At 58.6% G+C, this 11,986-nt stretch carries 13 protein-coding genes; 8 read left to right on the top strand and 5 right to left on the bottom strand.

The features are described from left to right. Positions 1-116: 116 nt before the first annotated feature. Positions 117-1,316, bottom strand: a complete 1,200-nt coding sequence (gene tyrS / locus ACM6I7_RS07250; protein WP_096796636.1) for a tyrosine--tRNA ligase — start codon at positions 1,314-1,316, stop codon at positions 117-119. 212 nt (positions 1,317-1,528) lie between these two features. Between tyrS and ACM6I7_RS07245 the strand changes: the two genes are divergently transcribed. Together ACM6I7_RS07245 and ACM6I7_RS07240 are read left to right on the top strand one after the other, a co-directional pair. Then, positions 1,529-2,953 carry a peptidoglycan DD-metalloendopeptidase family protein gene (locus tag ACM6I7_RS07245; protein WP_098965877.1) on the top strand — a complete coding sequence of 475 codons (1,425 nt, stop codon included), beginning with the start codon at positions 1,529-1,531 and terminating at the stop codon, positions 2,951-2,953. A 3-nt stretch (positions 2,954-2,956) separates the two neighbouring features. Beyond that, a complete protein-coding gene (locus ACM6I7_RS07240; RefSeq protein ID WP_183785588.1) occupies positions 2,957-4,048 on the top strand; it encodes an anhydro-N-acetylmuramic acid kinase in 1,092 nt (363 codons plus the stop codon). 75 nt (positions 4,049-4,123) lie between these two features. On the opposite strand, the gene erpA is transcribed toward ACM6I7_RS07240, so the two are convergent. Beyond that, on the bottom strand, positions 4,124-4,474 hold the full coding sequence (gene erpA, locus ACM6I7_RS07235) for an iron-sulfur cluster insertion protein ErpA (protein ID WP_003228776.1): 351 nt from the start codon (positions 4,472-4,474) through the stop codon (positions 4,124-4,126). Positions 4,475-4,642: 168 nt separating this feature from the next. Further along, positions 4,643-5,677 carry an N-acetyl-gamma-glutamyl-phosphate reductase gene (gene argC, locus ACM6I7_RS07230; RefSeq protein ID WP_064589472.1) on the bottom strand — a complete coding sequence of 345 codons (1,035 nt, stop codon included), beginning with the start codon at positions 5,675-5,677 and terminating at the stop codon, positions 4,643-4,645. Between the two features lie 135 nt (positions 5,678-5,812). Between argC and hemJ the strand changes: the two genes are divergently transcribed. The 6 genes from hemJ to coq7 all read left to right on the top strand — a co-directional run bounded on the left by hemJ (position 5,813) and on the right by coq7 (position 10,385). Next, on the top strand, positions 5,813-6,241 hold the full coding sequence (hemJ, locus tag ACM6I7_RS07225) for a protoporphyrinogen oxidase HemJ (RefSeq protein ID WP_027610742.1): 429 nt from the start codon (positions 5,813-5,815) through the stop codon (positions 6,239-6,241). A 34-nt stretch (positions 6,242-6,275) separates the two neighbouring features. Then, positions 6,276-7,244, top strand: coding sequence for a nitronate monooxygenase family protein (locus ACM6I7_RS07220; RefSeq protein WP_333992075.1), 969 nt, complete (start codon positions 6,276-6,278; stop codon positions 7,242-7,244). A 79-nt stretch (positions 7,245-7,323) separates the two neighbouring features. After that, positions 7,324-8,271 carry a DUF805 domain-containing protein gene (locus ACM6I7_RS07215; RefSeq protein ID WP_414888235.1) on the top strand — a complete coding sequence of 316 codons (948 nt, stop codon included), beginning with the start codon at positions 7,324-7,326 and terminating at the stop codon, positions 8,269-8,271. A 61-nt stretch (positions 8,272-8,332) separates the two neighbouring features. Beyond that, positions 8,333-9,121, top strand: coding sequence for an SDR family NAD(P)-dependent oxidoreductase (locus tag ACM6I7_RS07210; protein WP_041070136.1), 789 nt, complete (start codon positions 8,333-8,335; stop codon positions 9,119-9,121). Between the two features lie 80 nt (positions 9,122-9,201). Next, positions 9,202-9,540 carry a histidine triad nucleotide-binding protein gene (locus ACM6I7_RS07205; protein WP_003228789.1) on the top strand — a complete coding sequence of 113 codons (339 nt, stop codon included), beginning with the start codon at positions 9,202-9,204 and terminating at the stop codon, positions 9,538-9,540. Positions 9,541-9,737: 197 nt separating this feature from the next. After that, complete coding sequence (gene coq7 / locus ACM6I7_RS07200) at positions 9,738-10,385, top strand: 2-polyprenyl-3-methyl-6-methoxy-1,4-benzoquinone monooxygenase (RefSeq protein WP_027610738.1); 648 nt, start codon at positions 9,738-9,740, stop codon at positions 10,383-10,385. A 116-nt stretch (positions 10,386-10,501) separates the two neighbouring features. Here coq7 and speD read toward each other — a convergent pair whose 3' ends face one another. Together speD and ACM6I7_RS07190 are read right to left on the bottom strand one after the other, a co-directional pair. Then, positions 10,502-11,296: an adenosylmethionine decarboxylase gene (gene speD / locus ACM6I7_RS07195; protein ID WP_027610737.1), complete on the bottom strand. Its 795-nt coding sequence runs from the start codon at positions 11,294-11,296 to the stop codon at positions 10,502-10,504. Positions 11,297-11,533: 237 nt separating this feature from the next. Then, positions 11,534-11,956: an OsmC family protein gene (locus ACM6I7_RS07190; RefSeq protein WP_003228794.1), complete on the bottom strand. Its 423-nt coding sequence runs from the start codon at positions 11,954-11,956 to the stop codon at positions 11,534-11,536. Between the last annotated feature and the right edge of the window lie 30 nt (positions 11,957-11,986).

Below are 11,986 nucleotides of genomic sequence, written 5' to 3'. Positions count from 1 at the left end.
CCGCTGCCGATAACTGCGTAACTCGTTGAATCTCAAGGAGTTTTCCATTTCGACTGCGCCGGAAGTGGGGCGAATTATAGACTTCTAAAATTCGCCGTCAACCCTTATTTCAAACTTTATTCAGCTTTCAGTGTGATACGTGCAAATGCCTTCTTGCCCGCCTGGCAAACGTGGGTCGCGCCCAGCACATATATAAAGGAGCGATCAACCACCTCACCATCCACACGCACACCACCAGAAGCCAACAGATCACGCGCCGCTGCCGAGTTCTTCACCAGGCCTGCCTTATTAAGAACGGCCGCAATTGGCATATCTTCAGCAGAGGCCAGTTCGATCTCCGGCAGATCATCCGGCAGTTCGCCATCTTTCATACGGTTACCGGCAGCGCGATGAGCATTGGCCGCAGCCTCCTCACCATGGAAGCGCGCGACAATCTCTTCCGCCAACTTGATCTTGATGTCGCGCGGGTTAGCCCCCGCCTCGACATCTGCACGGAAGGCATTGATCTCATCCATCGAACGGAAGCTGAGCAGCTCAAAGTAACGCCACATCAGCGCATCCGGAATCGAAACCAGCTTGCCGTACATCACACCTGGCGCTTCCTGGATACCGACGTAGTTGCCCAACGACTTGGACATCTTCTTCACGCCATCCAGGCCCTCGAGCAACGGCATGGTCAGAATGCACTGAGCTTCCTGACCATAACCACGCTGCAGCTCACGCCCCATCAGCAAGTTGAACTTCTGATCGGTACCGCCCAGTTCGACATCCGCGCGCAGAGCAACCGAGTCATATCCCTGAACCAGCGGATAGAGGAACTCATGAATAGCGATCGGCTGATTGGTGGTGTAACGCTTATCGAAGTCATCACGCTCAAGCATACGTGCGACGGTGTACTGCGATGTCAGACGAATGAAGTCAGCCGGACCCATCTGATCCATCCAGGTGGAGTTGAAGGCAACTTCGGTTTTCGCCGGATCAAGAATCTTGAATACTTGAGTCTTGTACGTCTCAGCGTTTTCCAGAACCTGCTCGCGAGTCAACGGAGGACGCGTAGCGCTCTTGCCGCTTGGATCACCGATCATCCCGGTGAAGTCACCAATCAGGAAGATCACCTGATGCCCCAATTCCTGGAACTGGCGCAGCTTATTAATAAGCACGGTGTGACCCAAGTGCAGATCCGGGGCGGTTGGATCGAAACCAGCCTTGATACGCAGCGGCTGGCCGCGCTTGAGCTTCTCGATCAGCTCGGACTCGACCAATAGTTCTTCCGCACCACGTTTAATCAGCGCTAGCTGCTCTTCAACCGACTTCATAACAGACCCGCAAGGCTCAGATTCAAAGGGAACCAACCATACAAGATCGTGCACCAATTACAAGTTTTGCCCGGCGCACGGACACCAATCTGCAGACAGGATGTCTGTAGACTTGCTTCGGGGATGATTTGGTTATATTTTATACAGTTATTTCATCTTCATCATGTCATTCATCTTTTCCAATTCATCTTTTTTCAAAGTCAAAATTACTTATGACCACTGAACCGTCTAAAGCGCCACCGCTTTACCCGAAGACCCACCTGCTCGCCGCAAGTGGAATCGCCGCCCTTCTCAGCCTGGCGCTCCTGGTATTTCCTTCCAGTGATGTTGAAGCCAAAAAGACGACCCTGAGCCTGGAACTGGAAAGTCCTGCTGAACAACTGACACAAGATCAAGACGCTGCTGACGCGATTCAAGCCACAAATGAGCCAGCAGCCTCACCTTTCGCCCAGATCGAAAACAGCACCGAAGAAACCCCGAAAACCGCTGAAGCCGCACCTGCCCCAGCTCCGGCTGCAGAGAAATCAAAAGCCCCGGGGCACCGCGAAGTCGTCGTATCCAAAGGCGATACGCTCTCTACATTGTTCGAGAAAGTCGGTCTGCCAGCCGCTGCTGTGCACGAAGTGCTGGCCAGCGACAAACAAGCCAAACAGTTCAGCCAGCTCAAGCACGGCCAGAAGCTGGAGTTCGAACTGAACCCGGAAGGCCAACTGACCAGCCTGCACAGCAAGGTCAGCGACGTCGAAACCATTACCCTGACCAAGAATGACAAGGGCTACGCATTCAACCGAGTAACAGCCAAGCCGACCGTTCGCACGGCTTACGTGCACGGCGTGATCAATAGCTCCCTGTCACAATCCGCTGCCCGTGCAGGCCTGTCCCATAGCCTGACCATGGATATGGCCAGCGTCTTCGGCTACGACGTCGACTTCGCTCAGGACATCCGTCAAGGTGACGAATTCGACGTGATCTACGAGCAGAAAGTGGTCAACGGCAAGGCAGTGGGCACCGGCCCGATTCTGTCTGCACGCTTCACCAACCGCGGCAAGACCTACACCGCCGTGCGTTACACCAACAAACAAGGCAACAGCAGCTATTACACCGCTGATGGCAACAGCATGCGTAAGGCGTTTATCCGTACCCCGGTGGACTTCGCCCGCATCAGTTCGAAATTCTCCATGGGCCGCAAACACCCGATCCTCAACAAGATCCGCGCCCACAAAGGTGTCGATTACGCAGCGCCACGCGGTACGCCGATCAAGGCTGCCGGCGACGGTAAAGTATTGCTGGCCGGCCGCCGCGGTGGCTACGGCAACACGGTGATCATCCAGCACGGCAACACCTACCGCACGCTGTATGGCCACATGCAAGGCTTCGCCAAAGGCGTGAAAACCGGCGGCAGCGTCAAGCAGGGCCAAGTGATCGGTTACATTGGTACCACCGGCCTGTCCACTGGACCGCACTTGCACTATGAGTTCCAGGTCAACGGCGTTCACGTCGACCCACTGGGCCAGAAGCTGCCGATGGCGGATCCGATCGCCAAGTCCGAGCGCGCACGTTTCCTCGCGCAGAGCCAGCCGTTGATGGCGCGCATGGATCAAGAGAAAGCCACCATGCTGGCTTCGAGCAAGCGCTAAGCCATGGCTCTTTATATCGGCGTGATGTCCGGCACCAGTCTCGATGGGCTGGACATCGCCCTGATCGAGCAGACCTCGGCGATCAAACTGATCGCCACGCATTACATCCCCATGCCCGAATCCCTGCGCGCCGAGCTGCTTGGCTTGTGCGCCAGCGGCCCCGACGAGATTGCCCGCTCGGCGATCGCCCAGCAGCACTGGGTCAAACTCGCTGCACAGGGCATCCACACCCTCCTCGACCAGCAGCAACTAAAGCCTGAGGCCATTCGTGCAATCGGCAGCCATGGCCAGACCATTCGTCATGAGCCTGCTCGTGGCTTCACTGTGCAAATCGGCAATCCCGCACTCCTGACCGAGCTGACCGGCATTACCGTGGTCAGCGACTTCCGCAGCCGCGATGTGGCTGCTGGCGGTCAGGGTGCCCCGCTGGTACCAGCCTTCCATGAGGCTTTGTTCGAAGAGCGTAACGGTAATCGTGCAGTCCTGAATGTCGGCGGTTTCAGCAATCTCAGTCTGATAGAACCGACCAGGCCTGTAGCCGGTTTCGACTGCGGCCCTGGGAATGTGCTGATGGATGCCTGGATTCATCAGCAACGCGGCGAGAACTATGATCGCAACGGCCAGTGGGCAGCCACCGGCACGGTCGAGCCAGTCTTGCTGAAAGCTCTGCTCGGCGACCCGTTCTTCGTGACCAAAGGCCCGAAGAGCACTGGCCGGGAAGTGTTCAACCTGCCGTGGCTGGAGCACCACCTCTCAAGCTTGCCGAGCTTCGCCGCTGAAAACGTTCAGGCAACGCTGCTCGAACTGACGGCGCAGACCATCGTCGAGTCGCTGCAAAGCGCTCAATCCGATACGCGGGAAATGTTGGTCTGCGGCGGCGGCGCTCACAACGCTACGCTGATGAAACGTCTTGCCGACCTGCTGCCTAACGCCACCGTCGCCAGCACCGCCACTCACGGCGTCGATCCGGACTGGGTCGAGGCAATGGCCTTCGCCTGGCTGGCCCATTGCTGCCTCGAAGGCATTGCCGCCAATCGCCCGAGCGTCACCGGCGCCAAAGGCCTGCGGGTACTCGGCGCCATCTACCCGAACTGAACAAAAGACAGGCAACAAAAAACGCCGCAGAACCGTAAGGCTCTGCGGCGTTTTATTGTGTGCAGCAAGGTGCGATCAGATCGAGAACGAAGAGCCGCAACCACAGGTCGTGGTGGCGTTCGGGTTCTTGATCACGAAGCGCGAACCTTCCAGACCTTCCTGGTAATCCACTTCGGCACCCGCCAGATACTGGAAGCTCATCGGATCAACCACCAGGCTCACGCCTTCGCGCTCGACGATGGTGTCGTCCTCGGCCACATCCTCATCGAAGGTGAAGCCGTACTGAAACCCCGAACAACCGCCGCCCGTAACGAATACGCGCAGCTTCAAGCGATCATTCCCCTCTTCATCGACCAGGCTCTTCACCTTGTGCGCAGCACCTTGGGTGAATTGCAAAGCCGTGGGGGTGAAGGATTCGACGCTCATGCTGACTATCTCCCGGCGTTACGCCGCCATAATGCGTGATGACGCGCATTATCCGCTTGTCCTAGAAAATCGGTCAACTATTGTTACGGTATATCAATAAACCCGACCAACTGCCCAGAATGCAAAAAGGCCCGTTTGACGGGCCTTTTTGCTGTGTTGCCGAACGTGTTACGGCAGCATACCGGCGTGGGACAGACCGAAGCGTTCATCCAGGCCGAACAGGATGTTCATGTTCTGCACCGCCTGACCCGACGCGCCTTTGACCAGGTTGTCGATCACCGACAGCACCACCACCAGATCACCATCCTGCGGACGATGCACAGCGATGCGGCAGACGTTTGCGCCACGCACGCTGCGGGTTTCCGGATGGCTGCCGGCCGGCATCACGTCGACGAACGGCTCGTTGGCATAACGCTTTTCGAACAGTGCCTGCAGATCCACCGAACGATCAACCACGGTCGCGTAGAGCGTGGAATGAATGCCACGAATCATCGGGGTCAGGTGCGGGACGAAGGTCAGACCGACATCCTTACCGGCAGCGCGACGCAGACCCTGGCGAATTTCCGGCAGATGACGGTGACCTTTCACCGCGTAAGCCTTCATGCTTTCCGACGTCTCGGAATACAGCGAGCCTACAGCTGCGCCACGACCGGCACCGCTGACGCCGGATTTGCAGTCGGCAATCAGGCGCGAAGTGTCAGCCAGACCCGCTTCAAGCAGCGGCAGGAAACCCAACTGCGTGGCGGTTGGATAGCAGCCCGGCACGGCGATCAGACGAGCCTTCTTGATCTGCTCGCGATTGACTTCCGGCAGACCGTAGACCGCCTCGTCCAGCAACGCCGGCGCACCGTGCGGCTGGCCGTACCACTTGGCCCATTCTTCAGCGTCCTGCAGACGGAAGTCCGCAGACAGGTCGATGACCTTGGTGCCCGCCGCCAGCAGTTCACCGGCCAACGCATGGGCAACGCCGTGCGGGGTGGCGAAGAACACCACATCACACGCACCCAGGGTTTTGATGTCCGGCACGCTGAACGCCAGACCGTCGTAGTGACCGCGCAGGTTCGGGTACATGTCAGCCACGGCCAGACCGGCCTCGGATCGGGAAGTGATCACTACCACTTCTGCCTGCGGATGCTGTGCCAACAGACGCAGCAGTTCGACACCGGTGTAACCCGTGCCGCCGACGATACCGACCTTGACCATAAACCTGCCCTCAACGAACCCACTGGAAAGCCGTCGATAATAGGGGCCGCGCGCCCCTGCGACAACCATCAAGGTGACGTGCGGACGCTCAAGCCTCTACTATCCCGGCTACCGTGAACCTGGGAATAACCAAAAATGCTCTATCTGTGGATCAAAGCGTTTCACATCGTCAGCGTCGTCTGCTGGTTTGCCGGGCTGTTCTACTTGCCGCGGCTGTTCGTTTATCACGCGCAAAGTGAAGACGCGATCAGCAAGGAACGCTTCAGCCTCATGGAGCGCAAGCTGTATCGCGGCATCATGGGCCCGGCGATGATCGCCACGCTGATCTTCGGCGGCTGGCTCATCTACCTCAATCCGGGCATCTTCAGCATGGGCGGCTGGATTCACGCCAAGTTGACCCTGGTGGTGCTGCTGATCGGCTACCACCACATGTGCGGCGCGCAGGTAAAACGCTTCGCCCGTGGCGAGAACACCCGCAGCCATGTCTTTTATCGCTGGTTCAATGAAGTGCCGGTTCTGATATTGCTGGCTATCGTAATTCTGGTCGTGGTCAAGCCGTTCTAACTTCATAACAGCATCACACCTCGGGGGATTTCCAATGTCGCTACCCGCTTTGCTCGAACAACGTCTGCGCTTGCCGATAGTGGCGGCGCCGATGTTCCTGATCTCCAACCCGGAGCTGGTGCTCGCCTGCTGCCGTAACGGCGTGGTTGGCAGCTTCCCGGCGCTGAACCAGCGTGAAAGCAGCGGCTTCAAGGCCTGGCTGGAGGAGATTGAAGCGGGCCTGGCGACACTGGACAACCCGGCGCCGTATGCAGTGAACCTGATCGTGCACAACAGCAATCCGCGCCTGCAGGCGGATCTGAACATCTGCGTCGAGCACAAGGTGCCGATTGTCATCACCAGCCTCGGCGCAGTGAAGGATCTGGTCGATGCCGTGCACAGCTATGGTGGACTGGTGTTCCACGACGTGACCACGCGCCGGCATGCCGAGAAAGCCGCCGAAGCCGGAGTCGACGGCTTGATCGCCGTCGCGGCGGGCGCCGGCGGCCATGCCGGCACCTGGAGTCCGTTTGCACTGATCGCCGAGATCCGTGAATTCTTCGATAAAACCCTGTTGCTTGCCGGATGTCTGAACCACGGCCATGAGATTTTGGCCGCACAGCTGCTCGGCGCGGATTTGGCCTACTTCGGTACGCGATTTATCGGCACCACCGAAAGTCATGCGCCTGACGCCTATAAGGACATGCTGCTGACGGCCAAGGCGGCGGACATCATTCATACTCCTGCAGTCTCCGGAGTACCGGCCAGCTTCATGCGTCAAAGCCTGGAGGCGGCGGGTTTCGACATGGCCGCGCTGCAAGGCAAGGGCGAAGTCAATTTCGGTGACAAACTCAAACCGATCAACGACGAAGCCAAGGCCTGGAAGACCGTGTGGTCGGCCGGCCAGGGTGTAGGCCAGATTGACGACCTGCCGAGCGTCGACCAGTTGATCGCCCGGCTCGACGCGGAATATCGTCAGGCGCTGGAACGCGCGGCGCAGTTGCCAAAACGCTGGCCACGCTGAGAAAAATCAGGCCAGTCATCGACCGACTGGCCTTACACTTGCTGACCCTCAATTCATTCGCGACAAGGATGCCTCGGCCATGAGCGAACCTCGTTACAAGATCGTTTTCGACGGTGCTCTACAGCCCGGTGTCGATCTCACCACCGCCAAGCTCAATCTGGCGGCCCTGTTCAAAAGCGATGTTGCCGCCATCGAGCGCCTGTTCAACGGCAGCACCGTCGCCCTCAAACGCGACCTGACCCACAGCGATGCGCAGACTTATCTGCAAGCACTGAGCAAGACCGGGATCGATGCACGGATCGAAAGCGAAACGGCGATCGAACTGAGTCTGTCGGACGTGCATGAACAACCGGCGACTTTCAATGAACCCGCATCACCCTATGCGCCACCTCGGGCCAACGTCGGCGAAAACCTGCCAGAATTCGCAGTGCTCAAGCCCTTCAGCGTCGAAGGCCGGATCGGTCGCCTGCGGTTTCTGGCCTGGACGATGGTGCTGAGCCTGGTGACCCTGCCGATCGTGGGCATATTCGCCCTGCTCGCTCTCGGACTAGTCAGTGGCGACTCCACCACCGGCCTGATCATTGGCGGGATATTCGCGTTCTTCCTGTTCCTCGGCTTCATCATTGTAAGCATTCTGTTCAGCGTACAGCGCCTGCACGATATCGGCTGGTCCGGCTGGCTGTGGCTGCTGAACCTGGTGCCGTTCGTGGGCAGCTTCTTCCCGCTGGTGATCATGGTCGTGCCGGGCAACACCGGCGCCAACCGCTACGGCCCGCCACCGCCACCCAACAGTACTGCGGTCAAAGTGCTGTGCTCGCTCTGGATCGTGTTCTTCGCCCTGGTGTTTGCCGGCGGCATGCTCGGCGGTATTTCGGCCATTCAGCAAGAATATGAAACCAACCTCGAGAGCAGCTATGAAAGCGGCTCGGTCACCACCGATGAAGTCGAGGTCGAGACTGAACCGGCGAATTCCGTGGACGATGCAGCCGAAGCGCCCCCGGCCCCTGTAGACTCTGCGAAAGAATGAACAACGCTCCCCGCCGTGACACCTGCGTCGCTGGCGCGGAGCTGTTGCGATGGAGAATTGCATGACCCGTTACGCTCTGATCACCGGCGCCTCCAGCGGCATCGGCCTGGCCATGGCCGAAGCGCTGGCCCGGCGCGGTCGCAGCCTGATTCTGGTGGCCCGCCAGCGTGATCAGCTGGAAAGTATCGCGATCGAACTGACCCAGCGCTTTGGCGTGGAGGTGTTGTTCCGCGCCTGCGACCTGGGCGAGCCATTGCGCTTGTCCGGCTTCCTGCTGGAACTGGAAGAAGGCGACCGGCAGATCGATCTGCTGGTCAATTGCGCCGGCATCGGCACCTGCGGCCCGTTCCTCGCCCAAGACTGGATGACCGAGCAGGATCTGATCGAAGTCAACATCCTCGCCCTCACCCGCCTGTGCCACGCCATCGGCAACAGCATGGCGCTGCAGGGCGGCGGACAGATCCTCAACGTCGCCTCGGTGGCGGCGTTCAATCCCGGCCCGTGGATGAGCACTTACTACGCCAGCAAGGCTTACGTATTGCACTTCTCCGAAGCGCTGCGGGTTGAACTGAAACAGAGCGCGGTCAAAGTCTCGGTACTTTGCCCCGGCCCGACCCGCACCGCATTCTTCCGCACCGCGCAGCTCAACAGCGACAAACTCAAGGACAGCAAACTGCTGATGAGTCCCGAGGAAGTCGCGCTGTACACCGTGCGTGCACTGGAGAAAAACCGCGCCATCATCATTCCGGGACGACGCAACCGGTGGCTGGCCTTCCTGCCACGCCTCGGCTCGCGCTGGCTCAATCGCACCCTCGTCGGCATGGTCAACAAGGCTTACTGCCCGCGCTGAACTGTCCTACGGCAAATCACTGGGCGCGGTCATTTCCCATGAGTACACTCAGGCCAGCCCCCACAACGGAGAAAACAGCAGTGGATACTCTGTTCACCAAGATCATCAACCGGGAAATCCCGGCCAAGATCATCTACGAGGACGACCAGGTTCTGGCGTTCCACGACATCGCCCCTCAGGCACCGGTGCATTTTCTGGTGATCCCGAAGAAACCGGTGCGCACCCTCAACGACCTGACCGAAGACGACAAGGCACTGGCCGGGCACATCCTGTTCACTGCCCAGCGTCTGGCGCTGGAGCTGGGCTGCGAGGAAGGCTTCCGGGTGGTGATGAACTGCAATGAAAAAGGTGGCCAGACCGTCTATCACATTCATATGCACGTACTTGGTCAGCGCCAGATGAACTGGCCGCCGGGCTGATTCACTGCATCCGCCCCTGTAGGAGCGGGCTTGCTCGCGAAAGCGGAGTGTCTGCCATTGATATTCTGAAGGTGCCGACGCCTTCGCGAGCAAGCCCGCTCCCACCAAAAGCATGACCGCGTGGCAAATGACCCAGCGCAAACCTTCCCCGGCCGATTCGGTTAAACTGGCGGTCGAGATTTTTCCCGGAGGTCAGCATGACTACCCAACGTCACTACTCGCCGATTGACCGTCTTCTGCTGCAAGCCGATGCCGCGATGCGCACCCTGCTGCCCTTCAGTGGCCAGCCGTACCGTCCGTCGCCAGCCATTGTGCAGCCGGATGTGCAGATGAGCGATGAAGACACCCGCCACGTCGCCGGCCTGATGCGCATTAACCACACCGGTGAGGTCTGCGCCCAGGCGCTGTACCAAGGGCAGGCGCTGACTGCAAAATTGCCGCAGGTGCGTGCCGCCATGGAGCATGCCGCCGAAGAAGAAATCGATCATCTGGTGTGGTGCGAGCAGCGCATCCATCAGCTGGGCAGTCACACCAGCGTGCTCAATCCGCTGTTCTACGGGATGTCGTTCGGCATTGGCGCCGTCGCCGGCCTGATCAGTGACAAGGTCAGCCTTGGCTTCGTCGCGGCCACCGAGCATCAGGTGTGCAAACACCTGAACGAGCACCTGGAACAATTGCCGGCCGAGGACGAGAAGTCCCGGGCGATTCTGGAGCAGATGCGCATTGATGAAGAGCATCATGCGGAGAGCGCACTGGATGCGGGCGGTTTCCGTTTTCCGGCGCCGGTGAAGTTCGGGATGAGTCTGTTGGCGAAGGTGATGACCAAGAGTACCTACAGGATCTGACTTCAGTGTTGTCTCGCAGGGCCCCTTCGCGAGCAAGCTCGCTCCCACAGGGTTCTGTTTCGGTAATAAAAAAGGCGACTACCGCACGGTAGTCGCCTTTTTTGTGCCCGGGAATCTTACGCCGGCATGTTGCGCGCGTAGAAGATTTCCAGCATTTCGTGTTTCACACGCTCGGTCACCTGAGCACGCTGCTCGGAGGACAGGTTGCTGGTGGCGTCGCCGAACAGGTAGTTATCCAGTTCGAAGTTCTTCAGCAGCATTTTGGTGTGGAACAGGTTTTCCTGGTACACATTCACGTCGGTCATCTGGTACGCGTCGCGAGTGTCTTCGGAAAGGTAGTTCTGGATCGAGTTGATCTCGTGGTCGATGAAGTGCTTGTTGCCTTCAACGTCACGGGTGAAGCCGCGCACACGGTAGTCCACAGTCACGATGTCCGAATCGAACTGGTGAATGAGGAAGTTGAGCGCTTTAAGCGGTGAAATGACACCACAGGTCGACACGTCGATGTCCACACGGAACGTCGCAATACCGGCGTCCGGATGGATTTCCGGATAGGTATGCACCGTGATGTGACTCTTGTCGAGGTGGGCAAGGATGATTTCGGGCAATGGACCCGGGGACTCTTCGATCTGGCTGTCAGTCGGGGTCACCGGCTCTTCCGAGATCAGAATCGTGACGCTGGCACCCTGAGGCTCATAGTTCTGACTCGCGATGTTCAGAATGTTGGCACCAATGATTTCGACAACTTCCGTGAGGATCTGCGTCAGGCGTTCGGCGTTGTACTCTTGATTGATGTACTCGACGTAAGCCTGCTGGTCTTGCGGGGTTTCCGCGTAGCAGATGTCATAGATGTTGAAGCTCAAGGTCTTTGTCAGGTTATTGAACCCGTGGAGCTTGAGTTTGCTTTTCACCGTTAAAAACTCTCTATGTATGCGGCGCAGCCGCGTGATCAAGCATGCCCGTCAAGTGCGAACAACGCACCTGCGTAGGACGGTTAACACCTCTTCGCGATGGCGATTTTGGTTATCTGTTCAGGCGGACGATCCGTCGGTTGACCGATCACTGCCCTGAAAAAAGTGGCGCATTATGCAGACGTCAGCGAGGGATCGCCAGAGTCTGCACTGCTTTTATGATAGTTGAATGTCGATTCAACCGAGCTCGACGATTTCATAATCGTGAGTGATCGCCACGCCGGCCGCGCCGAGCATGATCGAGGCCGAGCAATACTTCTCGGCAGACAGTTCGATGGCGCGCTTGACCTGGGCTTCTTTCAGGCCACGGCCCTTGACCACGAAGTGCATGTGGATCTTGGTGAACACCTTCGGATCTTCGGTCGCTCGCTCGGCTTCGAGGAACGCTTCGCAGCTTTCAACCGCCTGACGCGACTTCTTCAGGATGCTGACCACGTCGAAGTTGCTGCAACCGCCAACGCCCAGCAGGAGCATTTCCATCGGGCGAACACCCAGATTACGACCACCGGCGTCCGGTGGTCCGTCCATGACCACAACATGACCGCTACCGGATTCGCCGAGGAACATGGCTTCGCCAGCCCATTGGATGCGTGCCTTCATCGCCAAGACTCCACTGTAGAAAAAAGGGTC

The organism is Pseudomonas sp. IT-93MI4 (assembly GCF_949767635.1).
GTDB lineage: Bacteria > Pseudomonadota > Gammaproteobacteria > Pseudomonadales > Pseudomonadaceae > Aquipseudomonas > Aquipseudomonas putida_A.
Note: the sequence above shows the minus strand (reverse complement) of the source record. Positions and strands in the feature narration are given on the sequence as shown.

Coding starts and splice junctions, on each gene's coding strand:
- tyrS (WP_096796636.1), bottom strand. CDS start 1,316: ATGAAGTCGGTTGAAGAGCAGCTAGCGCTGATTAAACGTGGTGCGGAA.
- ACM6I7_RS07245 (WP_098965877.1), top strand. CDS start 1,529: ATGACCACTGAACCGTCTAAAGCGCCACCGCTTTACCCGAAGACCCAC.
- ACM6I7_RS07240 (WP_183785588.1), top strand. CDS start 2,957: ATGGCTCTTTATATCGGCGTGATGTCCGGCACCAGTCTCGATGGGCTG.
- erpA (WP_003228776.1), bottom strand. CDS start 4,474: ATGAGCGTCGAATCCTTCACCCCCACGGCTTTGCAATTCACCCAAGGT.
- argC (WP_064589472.1), bottom strand. CDS start 5,677: ATGGTCAAGGTCGGTATCGTCGGCGGCACGGGTTACACCGGTGTCGAA.
- hemJ (WP_027610742.1), top strand. CDS start 5,813: ATGCTCTATCTGTGGATCAAAGCGTTTCACATCGTCAGCGTCGTCTGC.
- ACM6I7_RS07220 (WP_333992075.1), top strand. CDS start 6,276: ATGTCGCTACCCGCTTTGCTCGAACAACGTCTGCGCTTGCCGATAGTG.
- ACM6I7_RS07215 (WP_414888235.1), top strand. CDS start 7,324: ATGAGCGAACCTCGTTACAAGATCGTTTTCGACGGTGCTCTACAGCCC.
- ACM6I7_RS07210 (WP_041070136.1), top strand. CDS start 8,333: ATGACCCGTTACGCTCTGATCACCGGCGCCTCCAGCGGCATCGGCCTG.
- coq7 (WP_027610738.1), top strand. CDS start 9,738: ATGACTACCCAACGTCACTACTCGCCGATTGACCGTCTTCTGCTGCAA.
- ACM6I7_RS07190 (WP_003228794.1), bottom strand. CDS start 11,956: ATGAAGGCACGCATCCAATGGGCTGGCGAAGCCATGTTCCTCGGCGAA.